Source organism: Massilia sp. KIM, from assembly GCF_002007115.1.
In the GTDB taxonomy this organism is placed as follows: domain Bacteria; phylum Pseudomonadota; class Gammaproteobacteria; order Burkholderiales; family Burkholderiaceae_D; genus Telluria.
Genome location: NZ_MVAD01000004.1, coordinates 137,729 through 161,437, shown reverse-complemented (window position 1 = coordinate 161,437; position 23,709 = coordinate 137,729). Strand labels below are relative to the sequence as shown.

Below are 23,709 nucleotides of genomic sequence, written 5' to 3'. Positions count from 1 at the left end.
TTGCAGAACTTGGGTCCCCGCCTGCGCGGGGACGACGTTGATGAAGTCTTCATGAAGATCGATCGTCGTGGCTTCGGCACGCTCTTCGCAGCCATTCTCTCCGGCTCCCTTCCCGGCCCCGCCTTCGCGGCGCGCCGCCGCTCGCCCTCCCGCCCCATGAAACAGCTGATCAAACCCCCACGCCTGCGCCAGGGCGACACCGTCGCCCTGATCGCCCCCGGCGGCTACACCTCCGACCGCGCGATCGAGAAGGCCGTGCGCAATATCGAAAGCCTCGGCTTCAAGGTCAAGCCGGGACGCTACCTGCGCGAGGTGTTCGGCAACTACGCCGGCTCGGTCCAGCAGCGCCTGGCCGACCTGCACGCCGCCTTTGCCGATCCCGAGGTCAAGGCGATCTGGCCGATCCGCGGCGGCTCCGGCTGCATCTCGCTGCTGTCCGGCCTCGACTACGAGCTGATCCGCCGTAACCCGAAAGTCCTGCTGGGCTATTCGGACATCACCGCCCTGCATCTCGCGATCTACCAGCGCGTCGGCCTGGTGACTTTCCACGGCCCGGTGGCCTCGTCCACGATGTCCGATTATTCACGCGAGCACATGATGGCGGTCCTGACCGAGCCGCGCGCCGGCTACACCATCCCGATGGCGCGCGAGAACGCCGAGCGCGCCCTGAGCGAGCCGCACTACGGCATCCGCACCGTGACCCAGGGCGTGGCCACCGGAGCGCTCATGGGCGGCAACCTGTCGCTGGTGGCGGCCCTGAGCGGCACGCCCTACGCCTGCGACTACCGCGACTGCATCCTGTTCCTGGAAGAGGTGAACGAGGCGCCCTACCGCATCGACCGCTGGATGACCCAGCTCGACCTGGCGCTCGGTTTCGACAAGGCCGCGGCCCTGGTGATCGGCATCTGCGAGAACTGCGGCCCGGAGCACGAGGAGATTTCGCTGACCCTCGACCAGACCCTGGACCTGCACCTGAAACCGCTCACGATCCCGGCGGTGAGCGGCTATTCCATCGGTCACATCCGCAATCAGTTCACCCTGCCGATGGGCGTGCGCGCCACGCTCGACACGGGAGCGCAGACCCTGACCCTGCTCGACAGCGCCGTGTCCTGAGCGCGGCCGCTCAGAGGCGGGTGGTGAAGTTGACGGCGTAGCGGTAGATCATCTCGCAGGCCTGGCCGCGGCAGCGCGCCGGCTTGAAGCGCTGCGCCATGGCGACCCTGCCGAGGTAGCGCCCCATCTCGGGATGGGTGGCGCCCAGGGTCTTGACCGACTTGGGCGCACCGTCCGCGCCGACCACCACGAACAGCGTCACGATCCCGGTGTGGCCCGGATAGTGGCTGTAGATCTCGCCGATCGCGCGGGAAAAGCCGCGGTTGCCCGTCAAAGGAAAGGGCGGCTCGTCGCCGGTTTCGAGCGCCGGATAGGCGGCGCGGACCATGGCCTGCTGCTCCGGCGTCAGCTGTTCCCATGTGGCTTCGGGCGGCAAGGGACTGGTGCCGGTCCGGATCCGCATGTGCGAGCCGAGCTCCGGCTCTTCGCCCTTGGTGTCGAACTGCCGGGCCGGCGCGGCCGCGGGAGCCGCTTCGGCGACGCCCGCATGGTGGGCGGCGCGCCCGCCGACGAACCGTCCCTCATAGGTGTTGCCGCCGGCGTAGACGATCTTGCCCTGCCCGTGGAAGACGCCTTGCTGCCATTCTCCTTCGTAGCTGCCGCCGGTGGCGAAGACCGCCTTGCCGAAGCCATCGCGCTTGCCGCGCTTCCAGTTGCCGTCATAGGTCGTGCGGTCCTGGCCGACGAACTGGCCCGGGCCTTCGGGCAGGCCGTCGACGATGCCGCCTTCGTACTGGTCGCCGTTGGCCATCCTCATGTAGCCGCTGCCATGCGGCACACCCTTGTGGAAGCTGCCGGTGTAGGTCCACTGGTCGGACGCCAGCGTGGCGACGCCGTCGATCTCGCCGCGCACCAGCGCGCCTTCGAGCTTCAAGCTGTCCTTGTCCGGGCCGGCGCGCCAGGCGAGCTTGCCCTGGCCGCTGGCATACCCGTCCTTGCAGGCGCCGCTCCAGGAGATCCTGCCGTCGGCGGGCGGCGGCTGGACGGGGGCGATGCGGCATTGTTCATCGCCGAGATAGGCAGGCATGACGGCGGATGGGGAGGCCTGGGCAAGGCCGGCGAACGCGAGCGTGGATACGAGCAGGGCGTGAGTCGGTTTCATGGTGGAGGAGGACATCATTCGGCGTTCATCGCGATCTTGCTTGGATAAATCATCGCGCAGGGCAGTCCGCGGCACAGGGCCGGCTTGAAGCGCAGGGAGATCGCGACCACCGACAAGGCGCGGTTCAGGTCGGCGTTGGTGACGCCGACCGTCTGCACCTTGGTCGGCACGCCCTGGGCGTCCACGCTGATGAGCAGCTGCACCTCGCCCTTGTAGTCCGAAAACAGCTCGGCGACTTTCGACAGCGCCTGGTAGAAGACGCGCAGGCCATTCAGCGGGTAAGGCGGTTCGTCGCCCGGCTCCAGCGCGGGGTAGGCCGACCGGACGAGGTCTTGCTGGCCAGGCGTCAGGTCGCGCCATCGCGCGCCTGGAGGCAGCGCGCTGATCGTCATGTCGTCGAGCAGTTGCGAGGCGCTCGATGAGCGCTCGAACTTCAGGCCGAAACGGCGGGATTCGCTGGCAAGCGGCGTGGCGCCCGCCGGCCTGCCATCGACGAACTCGCCTTCGTGGACGTGGCCCTGGCCGGCGTAGACGATCCTGCCCTTGCCGTGAAAAGCGTCGTCCCGCCATTCGCCTTCATAGCTGCCGCCGAGGGCGAAGCTGGCCTTGCCGGCGCCGGAGCGTTTTCCACCCTTGAATTCGCCCTCGTAGCGCGAACCGTCCGGCTCGACCAGCACCCCTTTTCCTTCGCGATTGCCGTCGACCACGCCGCCCTCGTACTGGACGCCGTCGCTGCTCCTGAAATAGCCGGCGCCATGGGGCAGCCCGCGATCGACACTGCCGATGTAGAGGCCTCGCTTGCCGGTCAGGGTGGCTTCGCCGATGATGAGGCCGCGCGCCAGCGTCGCCTCCAGCTTCAACAAGCCGAGCTCCGGGCCGGCCTGCCACGCGAGCGTGCCCTTGCCCTCGGCGTAGCCTTCCTTGCAGGCGCCGCTCCAGGCGAGCTTTCCGTCGGCGGGAGCCGGGCGCACCGGCGCGATGCGGCAGTCCGCAGGGCCCAGGTAGGAGGAGATGTCGGCCGCCTGCACGGCCGTCTGCATGGCGGTGAGCAGGCCCAGGGTGGATACGAGGCAGACGCTGAATCGCGGCATGAGAAAAGCTTGCATTAAAGGAATGACGGCCAGTATAGGTGGCCGCCCCTTCGTCCTTCAATGCATACGGCATGATCCGCGCACTATTTGCGACAGCGCATGGCCAAGGGGCCCCGCCTCCGTCACAGGGCGCGCGCGATCAGGATCTTCTGGATGTCGCTGGTGCCTTCGTAGATCTGGCACACGCGCACGTCGCGGTAGATGCGCTCGACCGGGAAGTCGGCCACGTAGCCGTAGCCGCCGAAGACCTGCATCGCGCTCGACACGACCCGCTCGGCCATCTCGGAGGCGAACAGCTTGGCCATCGCTGCCTCCTTGAGGCAGGGCAGGCCGGCGTCCTTCATCGAGGCCGCGTGCAGGATCAGCTGGCGCGCCGCCTCGATCTGCATCGCCATCTCGGCCAGGCGGAACTGCACCGCCTGGTGCTCGAAGATCGGCTTGCCGAAGCTCTCGCGCTCCCTGGCGTAGGCCAGCGCGGCCTCGTAGGCGGCGCGCGCCATGCCGACCGACTGCGAGGCGATGCCGATGCGGCCGCCCTCCAGGCCGGACAGGGCGATCTTGTAGCCCATGCCTTCCTCGCCGATCAGGTTGGCGGCCGGCACGCGGCAGTTCTCGAACACGATCTGGGCCGTGTCGGAGGAGTGCTGGCCCATCTTCTGTTCCAGGCCGGCGACGATGTAGCCGGGCGTGGTGGTCGGCACCCAGAAGGCGCTGATGCCCTTCTTGCCGGCCGCCTTGTCGGTGACCGCCATGACGATGGCCACGTCGCCGTACTTGCCGCTGGTGATGAACTGCTTCGATCCGTTGATGACGTACTCGTCGCCTTCGCGCACGGCGGTGGTGCGCAGGGCCGCCGCGTCGCTGCCGGTATGCGGCTCGGTGAGGGCGAAGGCGCCCAGCATCTCGCCCTGGGCCAGCGGGCGCAGGAAGCGCTCCTTCTGCTCCTCGTTCGCATACATCATGGCGATGCTGCAGACCGGGCAGTTGTTCACCGAGATGATGGTCGAGGTGCCGCCGTCGCCGGCCGCGATCTCTTCCAGCACCAGGGCCAGGGCCACGTAGTCCAGGCCCGCGCCGCCGTACTGCTCGGGCACGGCCACGCCGAAGGCGCCCAGCCCGGCCAGCTCCTTCAGCTCTTCCTTCGGAAAATAATGGTCGCGGTCCCAGCGCGCGGCGTTCGGGGCCAGGCGCTCCTGCGCATAGCTGCGCAGGGCGTCGCGGATCATCTGGTGTTCTTCGTTCAGAATCATTGTGTCTCGTATCGTTATCGTCGGTTTACCACGCGATCGGGCTGCCGTCGTGGTTCAGGAAGGCGCCGTTGTGCGAGGTGTCGGCCTTGGCCAGCGTGGCCCGCAGGTCGCGCACGCTGTGTTCCGGCGTCAGGGTGGCGCCCGCGCCGCCCATGTCGGTCTGCACCCAGCCGGGGTGGAAGGCGATGCAGGTCACGCCCTGCGGGCCCCAGGCGAGGGCGGCGTCGGCCAGCACCGAGTTCAGCGCGGCCTTGCTGGCGCGGTAGAGCGTGCCCTGGTTCGCAGTCCGCTCGCCGATCGAGCCCATGCGCGAGGACAGCACCGCAAGCTTGCCGCGGGTCGCGGTGAGCAGCGGCGCCACGATCGGGATCAGGCGCATCGGGGCCAGCACATTGGTGTGCATGACGGCGTCGAATTCCTGCTCGGTCGGGAAGCTCGCATGCTCCGGGCCGTAGACGCCGGCGACCAGCCAGGCGCAGTCGATCTTCTCGTCGTCCAGGCGCCAGCCGAGGGCGGCGATGGAATCCAGGTTGAGAACGTCGAGCGGATGCGCCTCGGCGCCCATCGCGACCAACTGGTCGCAGTCTTCCTGCTTGCGGGCGGTGGCGATCACGCGCCAGCCGTCGCGCTTGTACTGGCGCACCATCTCGTGGCCGATGCCGCGCGAGGCGCCGATGATCAAAGCGGTGGGCATGGGAACTCCTTGTCGGTGAGGGTGGGGCGGACGGTCTCCCGTCCGCCCCGCGAGCTTACACCAGCTCGATCGCCATCGCGGTCGCTTCGCCGCCGCCGATGCACAGCGAGGCCACGCCGCGCTTGCCGCCGGTGCGCTTGAGCGCGCCCAGCAGGGTGACGATGATGCGCGCGCCCGAGGCGCCGATCGGGTGGCCCAGGGCGCAGGCGCCGCCGTGGACGTTGACCTTGTTGTGCGGGATGTCGAGATCGCGCATGGCGGCCATCGGCACCGCGGCGAAGGCTTCGTTGATCTCGAACAGGTCGACGTCGGCGGCCTTCCAGCCGGTCTTCTTGAACAGCTTCTGCATCGCGCCGATCGGGGCGGTGGTGAACAGGTTCGGTTCCTGGGCGTGGGTGGCGTGGCCCAGCACGCGCGCGATCGGGGTGAGGCCCAGCTCCTTCGCCTTCGATTCGCGCATCATCACCAGGGCGGCGGCGCCGTCGTTGATCGAGGACGACGAAGCGGCGGTCACGGTGCCGTCCTTCTTGAAGGCGGGCTTGAGCGAGGGGATCTTATCGACCTTGGCCTTGAGCGGGCCTTCGTCCTTCTCGACCACCAGTTCGCCAGTGCGGGTGGCGACGCTGACCGGGGCGACTTCCCAGTTGAACCAGCCTTCGCTGGTGGCGGCCTGGGCGCGCTTGACCGATTCGATCGCGAACGCGTCCTGGTCTTCACGCGAGAACTGGTAGGTGGCCACGCACTCCTCGGCGAAGGTGCCCATGGAGCGGCCTTCGCCGGTCTTCTCGTTGCGCGAGTAGGCGTCTTCCAGGCCGTCGTACATCATGTGGTCGAACATCGGCGCGTGGCCGATGCGGTAGCCGCCGCGCGCCTTCGGGATCAGGTAGGGCGCGTTGGTCATCGATTCCATGCCGCCGGCGACCACGATGTCGGCGCTGCCGGCCACCAGCTGGTCATGGGCGAAGATCGCGGCCTGCATGGCCGAGCCGCACATCTTGGACAGGGTCACGGCGCCGGTCGACAGCGGCAGGCCGGCCTTGATCAGCGCCTGGCGCGCCGGGGCCTGGCCCTGGCCGGCCATCAGGCAGTTGCCGAAGTAGACGTGTTCGACCGCATCCGGCGTCACGCCGGCGCGCTCCACCGCGGCCTTGATCGCCACCGCGCCGAGGTCGCTCGCCGACTTCGAGGAAAAATCACCCTGGAAGGCGCCCATCGGGGTGCGGGCGGCGCCAACGATAACGACTGGATCATTCATTGTGTAGGTTCTCCAAATTGGGTGGCGCAACAGGGGTAGGGTGCGGCGCCACGGTGGGGTTCGTCTGCTTGCAGAAACGGATCTGCTGGGGGTAAGGGAAGACGTCGGCGACGACGCCCTCCAGGATGCGATCCTTGTGGGATTGCCAGTAGTCGCGGGTCAAGAGATCCGCGTGGTGCTGCATAAAATAACGGCGGATGTTCGGATTTCCAAGGAGGAAACGCTCGAACTGTTCCGGAAAAACGTCATGCTTGCCGATCGGGTACCAGGGTTCCGAAGCCATCTCGTCCTCCTCGTTGCGCGCGGCAGGGATGTCGCGGAAGTTGCAGTCGGTCAGGTATTCGATTTCGTCGTAATCGTAGAACACCACCCGGCCGTGGCGGGTCACGCCGAAGTTCTTGTACAGCATGTCGCCAGGGAAGATATTGGCGGCCACCAGGTCCTTGATCGCATTGCCGTACTCGATAATGCCATGCTCGACCAGGTCTTGCCGGCCCTGGCGTTCGGCCTCGCCGAGGTAGAGGTTGAGCGGCACCATGCGGCGCTCGATGTAGAGGTGGCGGATGACGATGCGTTCGCCCTCGATCTCGACCAGCGAGGGCGCATGCTGCCTGAGTTCGGCCAGCAATTCCTCGGAAAAGCGCGCCAGCGGGAAGGCCACGTCCGAGTATTCCAGGGTGTCGGCCATGCGGCCGACGCGGTCGTGGTGCTTCACCAGCAGGTATTTTTCCTTCACCAGGGCGCGCGTGGTTTCCTTGGGCGGCGGGAAGAAATCCTTGATCACCTTGAACACATAGGGAAAGGACGGCAGCTCGAACACCAGCATCACCAGGCCGCGGATGCCGGGCGCGATGCGGAAGGCGTCCGAGCTGTGCTTCAGGTGCTGCAGGAAGTCGCGGTAGAACAGGGTCTTGCCCTGTTTTTGCAGGCCTAGGAGGGTGTAGATCTCGCTGCGCGGCTTGCGCGGCATCAGGCTGCGCAGGAACTGCACATAGGCCGAGGGCACTTCCATGTCGACCAAAAAATAGGCGCGCGTGAACGAGAACAGGATCACGATCTGTTCGGCGTCGGTGAGCACGGTGTCCAGCACCAGCCGGCCTTGCTCGCCGTGCAGCACCGGGATCACGAAGGGGTAGTCGCGCGCGCCGTTGATGGCGCGGCCGACGACGTAGGCGCCCTTGTTGCGGAAGAACAGGCTGGACAGGACCTGCAGCTGCTGGTTCGGCTCGGGCTGGTCCAGGCCGAAGGCCGCGTTCAGGCGCGCTTCGACCAGCTGCACGTCGCGCTCGAGGTCGGCGAAGGGCGGGGCGAGCTGGAAGTTGGTGACGATGCGCGCGAGCGCGCCGCGCAGGCCGTCGGCTGCGGGGTAGTAGACGCGGTAGGTGGGCTGGGGTTCCTCGGTGTCGATGTATTCGGTCGAGACCACGGGGCGCACGAAGATGTAATCGTTGTGGTAGTAGCTGCGGTGCAGGATCTGGCAGGAAACCGAGTTGAATAAGGTTTCCGCCAGTTCCGGCTGCTTGTGGCCGGAGAGCAGGCCGATGTAGTGCAGCTTGATCTCGCGCCACACGCCGCCCAGCAGGTCCTCGGGCGCGTATTCGTCCTCGAGGGCGTGGACGCATTCCTGGACCCGGCGGTCGTAGTAGTCGATGCGCTCGCGCGCGGCCTGCTGGGCCGCGGGCCAGTCGGCGCGCTCGAACAGGCGCCTGGCCTGCTGGCTGGCCTGGCGGAACAGGCGGTAGTGCTTGTCGAAGCCGTCCAGAATGGTGCGCGCGATGTCGAATGCGATCTGGGAAGACAGCAGTTTGGGGAACGCTTGTGTCATCGTTCGTCTCGCGCGTCAGGACGGGGTGCGGACATTCCAAGACCGGTGGTGCGGGGCGTAAACCTTGTGGCAGTGTTGGCTCTGGCACGTCATTCCGGCGCAGGCCGGAATCCAAGTTTCTCGCATACCACTAAGGTTGACTGTTGTCGGCATGCCGGCAAACTTGGATTCCGGCCTTCGCCGGAATGACGGTCGTGAGGTCAACAATGTATCAAGAGTTGACCTCAAGACGCGCATTACATCGTCTCGCCAAACAGCTCGCGCCCGATCAGCATGCGGCGGATCTCGCTGGTGCCCGCGCCGATCTCGTACAGCTTGGCGTCGCGCCACAGGCGGCCCACCGGGTACTCGTTGATGTAGCCGTTGCCGCCCAGGGTCTGGATCGCCTCGCCCGCCATCCAGGTCGCCTTCTCGGCGCTGTACAGGATGGCGCCGGCGGCGTCCTTGCGCAGGGCGCGGACCTGTTCCGGCGAAGTGGCGCGGTCGCAGGCCTGGCCCACGGCGTACACATAGGCGCGGCAAGCCATCATGGTCGAATACATGTCCGCGATCTTGCCCTGCATCAGCTGGAATTCGCCGATCGCCTGGCCGAACTGCTTGCGCTCGTGGATGTAGGGCACCACCACGTCCATGCAGGCCGACATGATGCCCAGCGGACCGCCCGACAGCACGGTGCGCTCGAAGTCCAGGCCCGACATCAGCACGTTCACGCCCTTGCCCACGCCGCCCAGCACGTTCTCGACCGGCACTTCGCAGTCCTGGAACACCAGTTCGCCGGTGTGCGAGCCGCGCATGCCCAGCTTGTCCAGCTTCTGGGCGATCGAGAAGCCCTTGAAGCCCTTCTCGATCAGGAAGGCGGTCATGCCGCGCGGGCCGGCCTCGAGGTCGGTCTTGGCGTAGACCACCAGGGTGTCGGCGTCCGGGCCGTTGGTGATCCACATCTTGGTGCCGTTCAGCACGTAGCGGTCGCCCTTCAGGTCGGCGCGCAGCTTCATGCTGACCACGTCGGAACCGGCGTTCGGCTCGGACATCGCCAGGGCGCCCACGTGCTCGCCCGAGATCAGCTTGGGCAGGTACTTGCGCTTCTGTTCCTCGTTGCCGTTGCGCTTGATCTGGTTGACGCACAGGTTCGAGTGGGCGCCGTAGGACAGGCCGACCGAGGCCGAGGCGCGCGAAATCTCTTCCATGGCCACGATGTGGGCCAGGTAGCCCATGTCGGCGCCGCCGTATTCCTCGCTCACCGTGATGCCCAGCAGGCCCAGTTCGCCCATCTTCTTCCACAAGTCCATCGGGAACTGGTCGGTGCGGTCGATCTCGGCGGCGCGCGGGGCGATTTCGGCCTCGGCGAACTGTTGGACTGCTTCGCGCAGCGCGGCGATGTCCTCGCCATGATCAAAGGTCAAGCCTGGGAGATGCAGCATGTCGTCCTCACGGTGAACGGTGGTTGAGCAGGATAGCCTGCATGATACTCACTTGTGACGTTAACGTAAACGTCAACTAAAACCCGAAAAAAGGGGACGCGGCGGCGTCCCGGTGGCCGACTCAGGCCGCGTTCTTGCTGGGCTCGTTCTCGGCCAGCAGGCGGCGGCATTCCTCTTCATGGGCCGAGATTTCTTCGAGCGCCATCTCGATGTCGGCGCGCTGTTGCTCAAGAGTAAGTCGCTGTTGGGCCAGCACGCCCAGGAAACGGTTGATCTGGGCCACCGTGTCTTTCGGCGACTCGTACATGTCGACGATGCTCTTGATCTCGGACAAAGTCAGGCCGAGGCGCTTGCCGCGCAGGGTCAGCTTGAGGCGGGTGCGGTCGCGCGGGGTATAGACGCGGTTGCGACCGCCCACGCCTTCGCGCTTGGGGCTGAGCAGGCCCTGGTCTTCGTAGAAACGGATCGCACGGGCGGTAATGTCGAATTCACGCGCCAGTTCGGCGATGGTATAGGTGGCCATGGTGTTCGGTGGCTAAAAAAGTGGCAAAACTCTGAATCGCTTAAAATCAGACGCAGCTGATGTTTTCCGTTTACGTCAACGTCAAGCACATTGTAGCGCGCCCGCCTGCCACGATCACGAAAGATTTCCATGAATCCCCTCGAATTGCAGCTCGCCTATCCTTTTGGCGACACCATCCCCGTTTCCGGCAGCCTGCACACGGTGGCGCCCGGGCTGCGCTGGGCGCGCATGCCCCTGCCTTTCGCCCTCGACCATATCAATCTGTGGCTGATCGAGGACGCCCGGGAGGGAAGAGGGGGCTGGAGCCTGGTCGACTGCGGCGCCGGCACCGACGCCACCCGCGCCGCCTGGGAACAGGTGCTGGCCGAGGGCCTGGAGGGCGCGCCGCTGCTGCGCGTATTCGCCACCCATTGCCACCCGGACCACGTGGGCCTGTCCGGCTGGCTCTGCGCGCGCTTCGACGCGCCTTTCTGGACGACCACCGGCGAGTACGCCTTCGCCCGCATGATGGCGGCAGCGCTGCCGGGCGTGGACGGCCCCTCGGCCATTCCCCACTTCGAGCGCCACGGCCTGAAGGACGCGGCGCTGCTGGACCAGATGCGCAGCCGCCGCAATTACTATCCGTCCCTGGTCCCGGCCGTGCCCGAAGCCTATACCCGCCTGCAGGATGGCCAACGGGTGGACATCGGCGGCAGGCAGTGGCGGGTGATCACCGGCTTCGGCCATTCGCCGGAACATGCGTCCCTGTACTCGGAGGAACTCAATATATTGATCTCCGGTGACATGGTCCTGCCGCGCATCTCGACCAATGTCTCGGTGTTCGCGGTGGAGCCGGAAGGCAATCCGCTCCAGCTCTACCTGGATTCGCTGGATAAATTCTCCGGCCTGCCCGAGGACGTGCTGGTCCTGCCCGCCCACGGCAAGCCCTTCCGCGGCCTGCACACCCGCATTCGCCAGTTGCGCGAGCACCATGCGGCCCGCCTGGCCGAGGTGGTCGCGGCCTGCGCCGAGCCGAAATCGGCCATGGACATCGTGCCGCTGATGTTCCGGCGCCAGCTCGATGCCCACCAGCTGAGCTTCGCTTTAGGCGAAGCGCTGGCGCATCTTCATAAATTGTGGAAAGATAGTGTCTTGCTTCGCGTCAACAGTGAGGATGGCGTGCTCCGTTTCCGCGTAAGATGACAAGAATATGTAATCAGTTGTATTGTAGTTTCATAGTAGAACCATCCTATGTAACAAGCTGCAAAATGGAGTGTGCCAAGGAGATATCTTCGTTAGGCTGATTTTTATGGGAGGAATATCCTCTTGCTAGTTGCCCCACGTAATTACTTGTGCACTTGAAAAAACTCTTAAAAAATCACATCTTTGTTACATTTTGGATGTATGATTGTTCCGAGGCTTCTCATCCGTAAGAAGCCGGCCGTCCGCTCACGCCACACATAAGTAGTTTGATAAATGAATTCAACGAATGAACGGGAGAGCTTCAGCGAGCGACTGCAGCAGGCCCTCAAGAACGCTCACTACTCGCCCGACAGCCCAACCCGTCTGGCGCGGGAATTTAATATCCGCTTCGAGGGACGGCCGATCACGGTCCACGCCGCCCGCAAATGGCTGGTGGGCGAAGCCATTCCGACCCAGGAAAAACTGCGCATGATCGCCCAGTGGCTGGGCGTGCCCGCCGACTGGCTGCGCTTCGGCGGCAGCGAGCACGCGGCCAGCACCGAGTCGGGCGGCAGCCCGGCGGCGCGTTTCGAATCGGCCGACGTCAAGCTGATCGCCGACCTGCAGCGCCTGGACGAGCACCACCGCCAGCTGGCGCGCGAATTCATCCGCATGCTCGTGCGCATGAATCACCAGAAGGCGGACGCCAAGCACGCCGAAGCCAAATAAATCCGGCTGAAGTTGTCGCACTGCACTTTTTGACACCGCGTCCGCACAAACAGGCGAGACTGGTTCATAATCTGTTCCGGTGGTAGCGGTTCGCCGCCACCGGTCACATCAAGGAGCAGCTGCCGCATGCGAAACAATTACGCCAACACCGCCCAGCTCAAAGATTTGATGACCGCCCCGCCGATGACGGCGGCGCGCCATGCCGAGGTCATGCGAGAACGCAATGCCCGGCGGCGGATGCTCGAGGAAGCACGCGAGCTCAAGAAGGCCGACGACAACCTGTTCGAAGAAAAACGCTGAGCGTCCCGGGGCAGCCAGCCCCGGCCGGTCACCTGCGCCGTGCCAGCGCGCCGCTAGGCGTCCGGCGCCGCTTTCATGCCGCCCCAGCGGGCGGCCTGGGCATTCTCCAGCCCAAGCAGATCCACGACCCGGTCGACCGTGTGCTCGACCATTTCCTCGATCGACGCCGGCCGGTGGTAGAAACTCGGCAGGGGCGGGAACACGATGCCGCCCATCTCGGTCACGGCCGTCATATTGCGCAAATGGGCCAGGTTGAAGGGCGTTTCGCGCACCATCAGGATCAGGCGCCGGCGTTCCTTCAGGATCACGTCGGCCGCGCGCGTCACCAGGTTGTCGGACAAGCCATGCGCCACCGCCGCCAGGGTCTTCATGGAGCAGGGCGCGATCACCATCCCGTCGGTCTGGAAGGACCCGCTGGCGATCGAGGCGCCGATGTCGCGGTTGCGGTGCACCACGTGCGCCAGGGCTTCCACGTCGCGGCGCTGCAGGCCGAGCTCCTGGTGCAGGGTGAGGGAGGCGGCGTCGGACACCACCAGGTGGGTCTCGACGCCGGGAGCGGCGCCCAGGCGCTTGAGCAGCTGGACGCCGTAGGCCGCGCCGGTCGCGCCGGTGATGGCGACGACGAATCGGCGCGGACGATCAGCCATTCTTTTGCAGCAGGGCCTGCAGTTCGCCCGATTCGTACATCTCGGTCATGATGTCCGAGCCGCCGACGAACTCGCCGTTCACGTACAGCTGGGGGATGGTCGGCCAGTTCGAGTAATCCTTGATGCCCTGGCGGACTTCCGCGTCTTCCAGCACATTGACGGTGGCGATGTTGTCAACGCCGCAAGCCTTCAGGATCTGGATCGCGCGGCCCGAGAAGCCGCACTGCGGGAACTGGGCGGTGCCCTTCATGAACAGCACGACCGGGGTATTGGTCACGGTCTCTTTGATCCAGGTTTGTACGTCGCTCATTTGGTCTGCCTTTGGTGGTAATGGGTTGGATGGCGACATTTTATAAGAATTCGCACCGGCGGGCGCAGGGCCCCCGCGACAGGGGCTTTACGGCATGCGGCGGTGGGGGACGGCTTGGGGTATGATCGTGCGGTTTTGACAGCTCCCCGGAATCCCCGATGCAAGAACCCCGCAAGCGCGTCCCTTCGCCGGTCGCCAACCTCCTGATCGCCGCCCTGCTCGCCGTGCCCGGCGCGCTCAACCTGATCGGCGGCTTCCGCTACGGCAGCATCGGCGCCATCCTGTCGGGCATCGCGCCCATCGTCTACGCGGTGCTGCTGGTGCGCGACGCCATCCACGTCAAGAAGACCGGGATGCCGGCCATGCCGCAAAAGCGCATGCTCCAGGCCGGCTTCGCCTGCATGGCGGTCTACCTGGTCGGGATCGCGATCAAGTAAGCATCACAGCCAGCGGCCGAGGCAGGCCGAGACCTGGCTGCCCACGTATTTCCCGTAGGCCGGCACCGGCACGTAGCCGTTGCGCCGGTAGAAGTCCATGGCGCGCCGGTTGATGCGCCGGGTCGACAGCCAGATCTCACCATAACCGAAGATCACCGCATGCCATTCGAGCGCGGCGAGGATGTGCTTGCCCGCGCCACTGCCCGGGCGCGCATACATGCGCTTGAGTTCCGCCACGTCGTCGCGGATCGGCCGCAGCGCGCCGCAGCCCACCGCCACCCCTTGCGCGTCGCGCGCCAGCAGGAACACCGAGCGCGGGCCGCGCACCTCGGCCGGGTCGAAGGAGGCGGCCCCGCTGTCGCCGGTGATGGCGCTCAGCGTCGCGCCCAGCTCGGCAAGCAGGACCTGGGCTTCAGGGCTGTCGGGGTCTGCGTTGCCGAGGGTGATCATGAGAGCCTCCCTGCGTGCCGCTATTTGCGGAGTTTGGCGAAGGCCGCCGCCATCGCATTGTTGGACGGCGGGGCCGCGCGTTCCTGGCGCTGGCGCTGGTGCTGGTGTTCGGCCAGGCGCTTGCCGTCGACGCGGTCGCCGCGCTGTTCCGGACGCGAACCAGCTGCCGGCGCGCTGTCGTTCAGGCGCATGGTGAGCGCGATGCGCTTGCGCTTGACGTCCACTTCCAGCACCTTGACCTTGACCACCTGGCCGGCCTTGACCACCGTGTGCGGATCCTTCACGAAGGTGTTCGACAGGGCCGAGATGTGCACCAGGCCGTCCTGGTGCACGCCGATGTCGACGAAGGCGCCGAAGGCCGCCACGTTGGTCACCACGCCTTCCAGGATCATGTCCGGGCGCAGGTCGGAGAGCTCTTCCACGCCTTCCTTGAAGGTGGCGGTGGTGAATTCCGGACGCGGGTCGCGTCCCGGCTTTTCCAGCTCCTTCAGGATGTCGGTCACGGTCGGCACGCCGAACTTCTCGTCCGCGTACTTGGCCGGGTTCAGGTTCCTGATCAGGGCGCTGTCGCCGATCACGGTCTTCATGTCGCGCTTGATGTCGGCCAGGATCTTCTCGACCACGGGATAGGATTCCGGGTGCACGGCCGAGGCGTCCAGCGGGTTCTCGCCGTTCATGACGCGCAGGAAGCCGGCCGCCTGCTCGAAGGTCTTCTCGCCCAGGCGCGGCACCTGCTTCAGGGTCGCGCGCGAGGCAAAAGCGCCCTTCATGTCGCGGTAGGACACGATGCTCTGCGCCACGCTCGAGGACAGGCCCGAGACGCGCGCCAGCAGCGGGGCCGAGGCCGTGTTCACGTCCACCCCGACCGCGTTCACGCAGTCCTCGACGACGGCGTCGAGCGAGCGCGCGAGCTGGGTCTGGGACACGTCGTGCTGGTACTGGCCGACGCCGATCGATTTCGGATCGATCTTGACCAGTTCCGCCAGCGGGTCCTGCAGGCGGCGCGCGATCGAGACCGCGCCGCGCAGCGAGACGTCGAGCTCGGGCAGCTCGCGCGAGGCGAATTCCGAGGCCGAGTACACCGAGGCGCCGGCTTCCGACACCACGATCTTCTGGAGCTTGAGCTCAGGATTCTGTTTGATGAGGTCCAGGGCCAGCTTGTCGGTCTCGCGCGAGGCGGTGCCGTTGCCGATCGAGATCAGGGACACATTGTGCTTCGCGGCGAGCTGGCCCAGCACGTGCAGGGCGCCGTCCCAGTCGTTGCGCGGCTGGTGCGGGTAGACGGTGGCGGTGTCGACCACCTTGCCGGTGGCGTCGACCACGGCCACCTTGACGCCGGTGCGCAGGCCCGGGTCCAGGCCCATGGTGGCGCGCGGACCGGCCGGCGCGGCCAGCAGCAGCGACTTGAGGTTGCGCGCGAAGACCTGGATCGCGTCCAGCTCCGCCTTCTCGCGCAGGGCGCCCATGAGTTCCGTTTCGAGGTGCATGAAGCTCTTCACGCGCCAGGTCCAGCGCGCGGTGTCGAGCAGCCACTTGTCGGCCGGGCGGCCGGCGGCCTTGATGCCGAAGCGCGCCGCGATCCGGCCCTCGCAGGGGTTGTGGGGCGCGTCCCACTTGGGTTTTTCCGGTTCCGTATCCAGGCGCAGGTTCACGTCCAGCACGCCTTCGCGGCGGCCGCGCATCAGGGCCAGCGCGCGGTGCGAGGGCACGCTCGCCAGGGGCTCCGAATAATCGAAGTAGTCGGCGAACTTCTCGCCTTCGTCCTCCTTGCCCGCCACCACCTTCGATTCCACCACCCCGTGCTCCTGCACGTATTCGCGCAGCGACTGCAGCAGTTCGGCGTCCTCGGCGAAGCGCTCCATCAGGATCTGGCGCGCGCCGTCCAGGGCCGCCTTGGTGTCCGGCACGCCCGGGTTGGCGCCGCCGTCGGCATTGGTGAAGGCCTCGCGCAGGTAGCTCGCGGCCACGGCTTCCGGGTCCTGGGACGGATCGGCCAGCAGGGTCTCGGCCAGCGGGGCCAGGCCGGCCTCGATCGCGATCTGGGCCTTGGTGCGGCGTTTCTGCTTGTAGGGCAGGTAGAGGTCTTCAAGGCGGGTCTTGTCCTCGGCGTGGGCGAGGGCGTCCAGCAGCTCCGGGGTCATCTTGTTCTGCTCGGTGACCGAGGCGATGATCGCGGCGCGCCGCTCTTCGAGCTCGCGCAGGTAGCGCAGGCGCTCTTCCAGAAGGCGGAGCTGGACGTCGTCCAGGCCCCCGGTGGCCTCCTTGCGGTAGCGCGCGATGAAGGGCACGGTGGCGCCTTCGTCGAGCAGGGCGACGGCGGCCGCCACCTGGGCGGGCTTGGCGGAGAGTTCGAGGGCGAGGCGTTGTTCGATGGATGGCAGCATGGGAGTGAAACTTCAAAGTCAAGCGGTCAATGATACGCAAACGCGAACGATACGCCAGTCTTGACAGCGCCTGCCGAACATGAGAGAACAACCGGTTATGCGTCCGCGTTTTTCACACGCCGATGCCGCATGAATGAGAATTGGCCGCTACGTGCGATTCCGAACAAAACGGAAGCGTTCGTATGACGGATAATGCAGCTTATTGTCGTTTTTGATACGTACATCACGAGACCCATGCACACAGCCGATCACGCCGTCGATCACCCCCGCGAGAACGCTGGCGACGCAGCACCCGCCCGCGCCCCCGCACGCGCTCCCGCCCTGCCCGCGCCGGTGGTGAGCTGGCTGCAACGGGTCGAAGCGGCTGCGCATCCGCAGCCCAAGCTGACCGAAGAGGTCCCCGATCCCAAGGCCGCGCAATACAAATTCGTCTACGTGATGGCTCCGACCAGCGGCGGGCGCCACGTGGCCGTCTGCCTGTGCAAGGCGCGCCTGCGCCCGAACGGCGACGTGGCCGCGGCCAGCCCGGTGAGCGAGGTGTTCTCGCTGCTGTCGGCGCCGCCGGCCTACCTCGAGGGCGACGACGTCGACCTGGTGCGCTTCTTCATCGCCATGCGCAGCGGCTCCTCCCAGGGCACCAGCGCCACCGAACCGAAGGGCAAGGTCGGCGCCATCCTGCTGCAGATGCTGCTGGAGCAGGGAAAGCTGCTGTGGGCGAACTCCTGGTCCGACATGGCCAATGGCCTGGTCTACCCGCTGCAGGCCGGCCCGGTGCGCAAGGCCAACCTGGCGTGGCGCGACGAAGGCCGCTTCGCCAAGCTGGGCTGGTCGGTGGAGCCGGCCAAGGGCGCCACCCACAGCGCGGCCGACCAGATCGACTACATGCTGCCGACCGACCCGCCGTGGTATATCGACAACCTGTCCTGCGGGCCGCTGGACCTCAATCGCGGCGGCGTCGACATCTCGCTGGCCGAGCTCCAGGCCCTGGTGGCCCAGGCCCCGGCGCTGGCCGGCAACGACAAGAAGCGCGTCTCGCAGCTGCTGCTGGCGCACGGCCTGCAGCAGCTGATGCCGCTGCCGCAGCCGCTCACCCAGCGCCTGCGCAACGACGTCAAGCCGATCCCGCACCTGCTGCTCGACGCGGTGCAACTGGCCGACAACGGCGCCCAGCGCTGGCACGACTTCGCCGTGCTGGCCTATGACTACGACGGCCAGCGCGTCTCGTTCGACCCTTCGCAGCGCGTGGTGCGCCAGATCGGCGACCTCACCGAGATCATCGAACGCGACCCCAAGGCCGAAAGCGCCGCGCTCGCGAAATTGAACGAACTGGGCTTCCGCAAGCCCGCCAGCGCGCCCTTCAACGCCATGGCCGGCGCCCTGCAGCTGGACAGCCAGGCCCACTGGCTGCGCTTCGCCGAGGGCGACCTCGACGCGCTGTCCGACGCCGGCTGGCACGTGCAGAAGTCGGCCAAGTACCGCTACGACGTGGTGCCGGTCGAAGACTGGTATGCCGAGATCGACGAGCCCGAGGAAGCCGGCAAGGCCTGGTTCGAGCTGGAGCTGGGCATCGTGGTCAACCGCAAGCCGGTGCCGCTGCTGCCGGTGCTGGTGCAGCTGATCCGCAGCGCCCCGGCCGATTTCGACCCGGCGGTGCTGGCGGCCCACGGCGAATCCGACCAGATGCTGGCCGTGCTGCCCGACGGCGTGCGCGTGGCCCTGCCCTGGGCACGCGTCAAGCCCATCCTGGCCACCCTGGGCGAGCTGTATTTCAACGACAAGATCAAGAACCGCGTGCGCCTCTCGACCCTGGACGCGGCGCGCCTGGAAGAACTGGCGCGCGGCCTGGAGCTGCGCTGGACCGGCGGCGAGCAGCTGCGCGAGACCGGCCGCAAGCTGGCCCAGTTCGGCTCCGTCAAGAAGGTGGCTGCGCCCGCCGGCCTGCAGGCGACCCTGCGCGACTACCAGCTCGATGGCCTGTCCTGGATGCAGTTCCTGCGCGAGTACGACCTGGGCGGCATCCTGGCCGACGACATGGGCCTGGGCAAGACGGTCCAGACCCTGGCCCACATCCTCACCGAGAAGGAGGCCGGACGCCTGACCAGCCCCGCCCTGGTGATCGCCCCGACCAGCCTGATGACCAACTGGCAGGACGAAGCCGCGCGCTTCGCGCCCAGCCTCAAGGTGCTGCTCCTGCAGGGCAAGGAGCGGGTCGACCTGTTCGACCAGATCGACGGGGCCGACCTGGTGCTGACCACCTATGCGCTGCTCCCGCGCGACGAGGAAAAGCTGCGCGAGCACCACTATCACCTGGTGATCCTGGACGAATCGCACTACATCAAGAACACCCGCTCGAAGGCGGCGCAGACGGCCGGCTCGCTCAACGCGCGCCACCGCCTCTGCCTGTCGGGCACCCCGCTCGAGAACCACCTGGGCGAGCTGTGGTCGCAGTTCCACTTCCTGCTGCCTGGCCTGCTGGGGGACGAGAAGAGCTTCAACACCCAGTTCCGCCATCCGATCGAGCGCCAGGACGACCCGGTGCGCCGCACCCTGCTGAACCGCCGCATCCGTCCTTTCCTGCTGCGCCGGACCAAGGACCACGTGGCCAAGGAGCTGCCGGAGAAGACCGAGATGGTGCGCCGCATCGAGCTGTCCGGCCCCCAGCGCGACCTGTACGAGACCGTGCGCCTGGCGATGGACAAGAAGGTGCGCGAGGAGATCGACAAGAAGGGCGTGGCGCGCAGCCAGATCGTCATCCTCGAGGCCTTGCTCAAGCTGCGCCAGGTCTGCTGCGACCCGCGCCTGGTGAAGGCGATGCCGGCCAAGAAGAACACGGCGGCGGTGTCGGCCAAGCTGCTCGACCTGATGCAGATGGTCGAAGACCTGCTGCAGGAAGGCCGCAAGATTCTGGTGTTCTCGCAGTTCACCAGCATGCTGGGCCTGATCGAGGAAGAGCTGGACGCGCGCGACATTCCCTACGCCATCCTGACCGGCGAGACGCGCGACCGTTCGGCCCAGGTGGCCGCCTTCCAGCAGGGCGCGGTGCCGATCTTCCTGATCAGCCTGAAGGCCGGCGGCGTGGGCCTGAACCTGACCGCGGCCGACACCGTGATCCACTACGACCCGTGGTGGAACCCGGCGGCGGAGAACCAGGCCACCGACCGCGCCTGGCGCATCGGGCAGGACAAGCCGGTGTTCGTGTACAAGCTGATCGCCAAGGGCACGCTGGAAGAGAAGATCCAGCTGCTGCAGCAGAAGAAGTCGGAGCTGGCGCAGTCGATCCTGTCGGAAGGCGAGTCGCAGAAGATGGCGCTGACGCAGGAAGATCTGCAGGCGATCTTCGCGCCGCTGGACGAGTGAGCGGTGGAGGGCTGGTGAAGATGGCGGGCGATGCCCGCCATTTTTGTTTGTGCTTGCGGTGCGAGGACGCGTTGGCGGTGTGCGGGGAAACTTGGGTTCCGGCCTGCGCCGGAACGACGTGCGTACGCTGCTTGTCAACGCATAACGTAGTGGCACGGTATAAAACCGTCGTTCCGGCGAAGGCCGGAACGACGTGCGTACGCTACTTGTCAACGCATAACGTAGTGGCACGCTACAAAACCGTCGTTCCGGCGAAGGCCGGAACCCAAGTTTGCCCGCACACCACGACCAAATAAAAAGGGCCGCCAACGGCAGCCCTGTTAAACCGGGGATTACTTGTAAAACGCCTCGACCTTGCCCTTCAGCTTGATCAGCATCGGCTTGCCTTTGCGATCCAGCGTCCGGCCGGCCGCGACCTTGATCCAGCCTTCGCTGAGGCAGTATTCCTCGACGTCATGGCGATCCTTGTCGTTGAAACGGATGCCGATTTCGCGCTTGAACACGTCCGGGTTGTGAAAAGGGCTGCTCGGGTCGATCGAGAGCCGGTCTGGGAGCGGGGGGAGGGTTGCGGTATCGTTCATAGTGGCAGAATTATCGCGCAACTCCCCGACTTGTGGCGCATTTGTTCACGTATTCCGTGTCGCGACGGCCCATTCATCCGCTCATACGTGCAAATACAGGATGCCGGCTATATACTGACGTTCCTGTATGTTCCCTGGAACGCCCGTGAACCGAAAGCCGCAAGATCCCACCGTTGAGCTCGCCGAAGCCGCAGCGGCGCCCGGCGCCGGGATCCCGGCCGCGCAGTTCCGGACCATGGCCGAACTGGGTGGCGACGTGGCTTTTAGCATCGCCCTGCCTTCCTTCACCCTGCGCTACCTCAGCCCGGCCTTCGTCGGCCGGCTCGGCCATCCGCCGACCGTCCTCCAGCAAGCCCTGAACGCTCCCGCCGCCGGCGCGCCGCTCGCCATGCTGGCGGCCTGCCTGCGCGAGGCGGCCAGCCGCGCGCCGGGCGAGCGCACGGCCCGGGAACTGGAAGTGGCCGACGCCCAGGGCCGCCCCCTGCCGCTCGAGGTGCTGGCCACCGTGGTGGACGAGGGCCCGTCGAATGTGGCCCTGGTCGGCCTGCTGCGCGACCGCTCGGCGCAGCGCGCCCACCTGGCCGAGCAGAAGCGCGTCGCCAGCATGCTCAATCACGAATTCCGCACGCCGCTGGCCACCATCGACGGCGCCATCCAGCGCCTCGAGGCGACCGCCGTCGGCGCCGACGACGCTACCCGCCAGCGCTACCGCAAGATCGCCGGCGCGGTCGACCGCCTGATCGGCATGCTCGACGATTACCTGTCGCCCGACCGCATGGCCGCCATCGGCAAAACCCGCCAGGCCAGCACCCTCACGCTCGGCGAACTGGTCGAGGGGGGCGCCGCCCGCGTGCGCGCGGCCGGGCGCGAGGCCGAGGTGGAAGTCGCCGGCGCCGCCCTGCGCCTGCGCGGCGAACCGGCCGGACTGCGGCTGGCGCTGCAAGTCCTGGTCGACAATGCGCTGGCCTTCTCGCCACCTGGCACGCCGGTGAGCCTGAACGCGCGCCCCGGCGGCGGCGGCGTCGAGATCGCGGTGCGCGACCGCGGCGCCGGCGTGCCGGCCCAGGATGCCGCGCGCATCTTCGACAAAGGCTACCGGGGAAGCAACGCGGCCGGCCTGCCGGGCAGCGGCCTCGGTTTATATATGGCGCGCTCCATCCTCGACGTCCACGGCGGCAGCCTGCACCTGGCGCCAATCGGGGAGGGCGCCGAATTCCGTCTCTGGCTACCCGCCGGTGATGGCTTAGGGCAACAACAGCTTGCCTCTGACCGCCCCAGCAGTGATAATCGGTCCGGCGTTTCCGATAGTAACGCTGGGCAAGACACGAATAACATGGCCAACCCATGACGCAGATACTGATTGTTGAAGACAATGGCGAATACGCCGACGACATGGCCGAGTTCCTCCGGGAACTCGATCATGAGGTCACGATCGCCCGCACCGCCAGCGAGATGTGGGCCGCGCTCACGCGCACCCCTGCCGCCGTGGTGGTGCTCGACCTCGGCCTGCCGGACGAGGATGGCTTCAACGTGATCCCGCGCATGCGCCAGCTGTATCCCGAGATCGGGCTGCTGGTGCTGACCGGCCGGGTGGCCTTCGACAACCGCATCCTCGGCCTGCGCCTGGGCGCCGACCACTACCTGACCAAGCCGATCAAGTTCCCCGAACTGGCCGCCCACATCGAGGCGCTGGACCGCCGCGTGCGTCCGCCCGAGACCGCGCCGACGCCGAGCAAGTGGACCCTGCGCGTGAGCGCTCGCCAGCTCGAGCTCTCGGGCAAGGTGATCGACCTGACCGAAAAAGAGTGCAATTTCCTGCACCTGCTCACCATCAATACCCGCCCGGTGCCGCGTCACGTGATCGTGGCCGGCATGGGTGGTGAAGATCCGGATGCCAGCCGCCGGGTCGACATGCTGGTCTACCGCCTGCGCAAGAAAGCGCGCTCCGGCCTGGGCCAGGACCTGCCGCTGCGCAGCGCCTACGGCGAGGGCTACTCCCTCTCGGCCGGCTTCAACCTCGCCTGATTCCGACTGCCGCGCTTGCCTCTCGGCCCTATAAAACTAGGGTCGGAGTCGATTTATTGGCCAATTTACTGCTGGCGCCGTTGATTTTTTGCCCTTTTTGCAAAAAGAGGGACAGAGTATAAAACTAGGGTCGGAGTCGATTTATTGGCCAATTTCCCGCTGGCGCCGTGGATTTTTTGCTCTTTTTGCAAAAAGAGGGACAGAGTCAATGGTGTTTGGGACACTTCGCGAAATAATTAGGGACAGAGTCGAGGCGATTTCAGGCCTTATTGATTTTAATTAGGGACAGAGTCATCGGCCTGGGCTACAATAGTCGCTTGTCCTCGAGAAGAACCATGGCCCGCCTTCCCCGACTCATCGTTCCGAACCAGCCCTACCACGTGATCCAGCGTGGCAACAACCGCCAGACCATCTTCCGTGAAGAGGCGGATTACCAGCGCTTCCTGTCCTGGCTCAAGGAAATCTCGCGCTTCTACGAAGTGGCGATTCATGCCTATGTGCTGATGCCGAATCACATCCATCTGCTGGCAACGCCCGTCAACGATACCGGTCTGGCCCAGATGATGCAGAAGCTCGGCCGCCTCTACGTGCCCTGGTTCAATCACAAGTACGAGCGCTCGGGCGGCCTGTTCGAGGGGCGTTTCCGCACCTCGCTGATCGATACCGACAGCTATTTCCTGGCCTGCAGCCGGTATATCGAACTGAACCCGGTGCGCGCCGAGCTCGTCAGTTCGGCGGCCGACTATTCCTGGTCCAGTTATGCGCACCACGCCGGCATCCGTCCCGACAGCCTGATCACTGACCACACGCTGTTCTGGAGCCTGGGCAATACGCCCTTCCAGCGCGAGGCCGCCTATATGGGCCTGGTGGAGCAGGGCATGCCGCAAACCGAGGTCGACTTCATTACCAGCTCGGTGCTCAAGAATTCGCCGCTGGCTTCCCAGACCTTCAAGGCCGAGCTGGAGCGCAAGACCCAGCGCCAGATCCTCCCCGCCAAGCGCGGGCGCCCCCGCAAGCAGCCGATTCCGCCCCTCCCAGCGGCCTGAACGGTTCA

22 protein-coding genes are annotated in these 23,709 nt (G+C 66.2%); 9 read left to right on the top strand and 13 right to left on the bottom strand.

Annotated features, from left to right (window positions below; all coding sequences use genetic code 11):
• The first annotated feature begins 51 nt into the window (after positions 1-51).
• Entirely contained in the window at positions 52-1,113 is a 1,062-nt protein-coding gene (locus tag B0920_RS23260) for an LD-carboxypeptidase (RefSeq protein WP_078035078.1), read from the top strand.
• Positions 1,114-1,123: 10 nt separating this feature from the next.
• Here the strand turns inward: B0920_RS23260 and B0920_RS23255 are convergent, their stop codons facing one another.
• The 8 genes from B0920_RS23255 to B0920_RS23220 all read right to left on the bottom strand — a co-directional run bounded on the left by B0920_RS23255 (position 1,124) and on the right by B0920_RS23220 (position 10,274).
• Positions 1,124-2,215, bottom strand: a complete 1,092-nt coding sequence (locus B0920_RS23255; protein WP_143745891.1) for an MORN repeat-containing protein — start codon at positions 2,213-2,215, stop codon at positions 1,124-1,126.
• 14 nt (positions 2,216-2,229) lie between these two features.
• The gene (locus B0920_RS23250; protein ID WP_179119272.1) at positions 2,230-3,306 is read right to left on the bottom strand and encodes an MORN repeat-containing protein; all 1,077 of its coding nucleotides are present in this window, start codon (positions 3,304-3,306) and stop codon (positions 2,230-2,232) included.
• A gap of 122 nt (positions 3,307-3,428) precedes the next feature.
• Positions 3,429-4,556, bottom strand: a complete 1,128-nt coding sequence (locus tag B0920_RS23245) for an acyl-CoA dehydrogenase family protein (protein WP_078035075.1) — start codon at positions 4,554-4,556, stop codon at positions 3,429-3,431.
• Positions 4,557-4,581: 25 nt separating this feature from the next.
• Entirely contained in the window at positions 4,582-5,250 is a 669-nt protein-coding gene (locus tag B0920_RS23240; RefSeq protein WP_078035074.1) for an SDR family oxidoreductase, read from the bottom strand.
• A 55-nt stretch (positions 5,251-5,305) separates the two neighbouring features.
• Positions 5,306-6,505, bottom strand: a complete 1,200-nt coding sequence (locus B0920_RS23235; protein WP_078035073.1) for an acetyl-CoA C-acyltransferase — start codon at positions 6,503-6,505, stop codon at positions 5,306-5,308.
• Positions 6,498-8,330 carry a bifunctional isocitrate dehydrogenase kinase/phosphatase gene (gene aceK, locus B0920_RS23230; protein WP_078035072.1) on the bottom strand — a complete coding sequence of 611 codons (1,833 nt, stop codon included), beginning with the start codon at positions 8,328-8,330 and terminating at the stop codon, positions 6,498-6,500. Before aceK ends, B0920_RS23235 begins: the two co-directional genes overlap by 8 nt.
• A gap of 236 nt (positions 8,331-8,566) precedes the next feature.
• A complete protein-coding gene (locus B0920_RS23225; RefSeq protein WP_078035071.1) occupies positions 8,567-9,751 on the bottom strand; it encodes an isovaleryl-CoA dehydrogenase in 1,185 nt (394 codons plus the stop codon).
• 121 nt (positions 9,752-9,872) lie between these two features.
• Positions 9,873-10,274: a MerR family DNA-binding transcriptional regulator gene (locus tag B0920_RS23220; protein ID WP_078035070.1), complete on the bottom strand. Its 402-nt coding sequence runs from the start codon at positions 10,272-10,274 to the stop codon at positions 9,873-9,875.
• Positions 10,275-10,403: 129 nt separating this feature from the next.
• On the opposite strand from B0920_RS23220, the gene B0920_RS23215 reads away from it, so the two are divergent.
• The 3 genes from B0920_RS23215 (at position 10,404) to B0920_RS26100 (ending at position 12,464) form a co-directional block, all read left to right on the top strand.
• A complete protein-coding gene (locus B0920_RS23215) occupies positions 10,404-11,456 on the top strand; it encodes an MBL fold metallo-hydrolase (RefSeq protein ID WP_078035069.1) in 1,053 nt (350 codons plus the stop codon).
• Between the two features lie 273 nt (positions 11,457-11,729).
• On the top strand, positions 11,730-12,164 hold the full coding sequence (locus B0920_RS23210) for a hypothetical protein (protein ID WP_078035068.1): 435 nt from the start codon (positions 11,730-11,732) through the stop codon (positions 12,162-12,164).
• A gap of 126 nt (positions 12,165-12,290) precedes the next feature.
• Positions 12,291-12,464, top strand: coding sequence for a hypothetical protein (locus B0920_RS26100; protein WP_179119271.1), 174 nt, complete (start codon positions 12,291-12,293; stop codon positions 12,462-12,464).
• A 53-nt stretch (positions 12,465-12,517) separates the two neighbouring features.
• Here B0920_RS26100 and B0920_RS23205 read toward each other — a convergent pair whose 3' ends face one another.
• Together B0920_RS23205 and grxD are read right to left on the bottom strand one after the other, a co-directional pair.
• The gene (locus tag B0920_RS23205; RefSeq protein ID WP_078035067.1) at positions 12,518-13,111 is read right to left on the bottom strand and encodes a UbiX family flavin prenyltransferase; all 594 of its coding nucleotides are present in this window, start codon (positions 13,109-13,111) and stop codon (positions 12,518-12,520) included.
• Positions 13,104-13,421: a Grx4 family monothiol glutaredoxin gene (gene grxD / locus B0920_RS23200; RefSeq protein ID WP_078035066.1), complete on the bottom strand. Its 318-nt coding sequence runs from the start codon at positions 13,419-13,421 to the stop codon at positions 13,104-13,106. The genes B0920_RS23205 and grxD overlap by 8 nt, the downstream gene beginning before the upstream one ends.
• Before the next feature lie 158 nt (positions 13,422-13,579).
• Here grxD and B0920_RS23195 point away from each other — a divergent pair, with 158 nt between their 5' ends.
• Positions 13,580-13,858 (top strand): hypothetical protein, encoded by a 279-nt coding sequence (locus B0920_RS23195; protein ID WP_078035065.1) that lies wholly within the window; start codon positions 13,580-13,582, stop codon positions 13,856-13,858.
• A gap of 3 nt (positions 13,859-13,861) precedes the next feature.
• Here the strand turns inward: B0920_RS23195 and B0920_RS23190 are convergent, their stop codons facing one another.
• Entirely contained in the window at positions 13,862-14,308 is a 447-nt protein-coding gene (locus B0920_RS23190; RefSeq protein WP_078035064.1) for a GNAT family N-acetyltransferase, read from the bottom strand.
• Positions 14,309-14,328: 20 nt separating this feature from the next.
• Complete coding sequence (locus B0920_RS23185) at positions 14,329-16,692, bottom strand: Tex family protein (RefSeq protein ID WP_078035063.1); 2,364 nt, start codon at positions 16,690-16,692, stop codon at positions 14,329-14,331.
• A 234-nt stretch (positions 16,693-16,926) separates the two neighbouring features.
• Here B0920_RS23185 and B0920_RS23180 point away from each other — a divergent pair, with 234 nt between their 5' ends.
• The gene (locus B0920_RS23180; RefSeq protein WP_078035062.1) at positions 16,927-20,049 is read left to right on the top strand and encodes a DEAD/DEAH box helicase; all 3,123 of its coding nucleotides are present in this window, start codon (positions 16,927-16,929) and stop codon (positions 20,047-20,049) included.
• 332 nt (positions 20,050-20,381) lie between these two features.
• On the opposite strand, the gene B0920_RS23175 is transcribed toward B0920_RS23180, so the two are convergent.
• Positions 20,382-20,630 carry a DUF3297 family protein gene (locus B0920_RS23175; RefSeq protein WP_078035061.1) on the bottom strand — a complete coding sequence of 83 codons (249 nt, stop codon included), beginning with the start codon at positions 20,628-20,630 and terminating at the stop codon, positions 20,382-20,384.
• A gap of 145 nt (positions 20,631-20,775) precedes the next feature.
• Here B0920_RS23175 and B0920_RS23170 point away from each other — a divergent pair, with 145 nt between their 5' ends.
• The 3 genes from B0920_RS23170 to B0920_RS23160 all read left to right on the top strand — a co-directional run bounded on the left by B0920_RS23170 (position 20,776) and on the right by B0920_RS23160 (position 23,701).
• Positions 20,776-21,978, top strand: a complete 1,203-nt coding sequence (locus tag B0920_RS23170; RefSeq protein WP_229455915.1) for a sensor histidine kinase KdpD — start codon at positions 20,776-20,778, stop codon at positions 21,976-21,978.
• Positions 21,975-22,655 carry a response regulator transcription factor gene (locus B0920_RS23165; RefSeq protein WP_078035059.1) on the top strand — a complete coding sequence of 227 codons (681 nt, stop codon included), beginning with the start codon at positions 21,975-21,977 and terminating at the stop codon, positions 22,653-22,655. The genes B0920_RS23170 and B0920_RS23165 overlap by 4 nt, the downstream gene beginning before the upstream one ends.
• Positions 22,656-22,990: 335 nt before the next feature.
• Complete coding sequence (locus B0920_RS23160) at positions 22,991-23,701, top strand: transposase (RefSeq protein ID WP_078035058.1); 711 nt, start codon at positions 22,991-22,993, stop codon at positions 23,699-23,701.
• Positions 23,702-23,709 lie beyond the last annotated feature (8 nt).

Excerpts from the sequence above, each read along its gene's own strand:
- B0920_RS23260 (WP_078035078.1), top strand. The coding sequence starts at position 52 with ATGAAGATCGATCGTCGTGGCTTCGGCACGCTCTTCGCAGCCATTCTC.
- B0920_RS23255 (WP_143745891.1), bottom strand. The coding sequence starts at position 2,215 with ATGAAACCGACTCACGCCCTGCTCGTATCCACGCTCGCGTTCGCCGGC.
- B0920_RS23250 (WP_179119272.1), bottom strand. The coding sequence starts at position 3,306 with ATGCCGCGATTCAGCGTCTGCCTCGTATCCACCCTGGGCCTGCTCACC.
- B0920_RS23245 (WP_078035075.1), bottom strand. The coding sequence starts at position 4,556 with ATGATTCTGAACGAAGAACACCAGATGATCCGCGACGCCCTGCGCAGC.
- B0920_RS23240 (WP_078035074.1), bottom strand. The coding sequence starts at position 5,250 with ATGCCCACCGCTTTGATCATCGGCGCCTCGCGCGGCATCGGCCACGAG.
- B0920_RS23235 (WP_078035073.1), bottom strand. The coding sequence starts at position 6,505 with ATGAATGATCCAGTCGTTATCGTTGGCGCCGCCCGCACCCCGATGGGC.
- aceK (WP_078035072.1), bottom strand. The coding sequence starts at position 8,330 with ATGACACAAGCGTTCCCCAAACTGCTGTCTTCCCAGATCGCATTCGAC.
- B0920_RS23225 (WP_078035071.1), bottom strand. The coding sequence starts at position 9,751 with ATGCTGCATCTCCCAGGCTTGACCTTTGATCATGGCGAGGACATCGCC.
- B0920_RS23220 (WP_078035070.1), bottom strand. The coding sequence starts at position 10,274 with ATGGCCACCTATACCATCGCCGAACTGGCGCGTGAATTCGACATTACC.
- B0920_RS23215 (WP_078035069.1), top strand. The coding sequence starts at position 10,404 with ATGAATCCCCTCGAATTGCAGCTCGCCTATCCTTTTGGCGACACCATC.
- B0920_RS23210 (WP_078035068.1), top strand. The coding sequence starts at position 11,730 with ATGAATTCAACGAATGAACGGGAGAGCTTCAGCGAGCGACTGCAGCAG.
- B0920_RS26100 (WP_179119271.1), top strand. The coding sequence starts at position 12,291 with ATGCGAAACAATTACGCCAACACCGCCCAGCTCAAAGATTTGATGACC.
- B0920_RS23205 (WP_078035067.1), bottom strand. The coding sequence starts at position 13,111 with ATGGCTGATCGTCCGCGCCGATTCGTCGTCGCCATCACCGGCGCGACC.
- grxD (WP_078035066.1), bottom strand. The coding sequence starts at position 13,421 with ATGAGCGACGTACAAACCTGGATCAAAGAGACCGTGACCAATACCCCG.
- B0920_RS23195 (WP_078035065.1), top strand. The coding sequence starts at position 13,580 with ATGCAAGAACCCCGCAAGCGCGTCCCTTCGCCGGTCGCCAACCTCCTG.
- B0920_RS23190 (WP_078035064.1), bottom strand. The coding sequence starts at position 14,308 with ATGATCACCCTCGGCAACGCAGACCCCGACAGCCCTGAAGCCCAGGTC.
- B0920_RS23185 (WP_078035063.1), bottom strand. The coding sequence starts at position 16,692 with ATGCTGCCATCCATCGAACAACGCCTCGCCCTCGAACTCTCCGCCAAG.
- B0920_RS23180 (WP_078035062.1), top strand. The coding sequence starts at position 16,927 with ATGCACACAGCCGATCACGCCGTCGATCACCCCCGCGAGAACGCTGGC.
- B0920_RS23175 (WP_078035061.1), bottom strand. The coding sequence starts at position 20,630 with ATGAACGATACCGCAACCCTCCCCCCGCTCCCAGACCGGCTCTCGATC.
- B0920_RS23165 (WP_078035059.1), top strand. The coding sequence starts at position 21,975 with ATGACGCAGATACTGATTGTTGAAGACAATGGCGAATACGCCGACGAC.
- B0920_RS23160 (WP_078035058.1), top strand. The coding sequence starts at position 22,991 with ATGGCCCGCCTTCCCCGACTCATCGTTCCGAACCAGCCCTACCACGTG.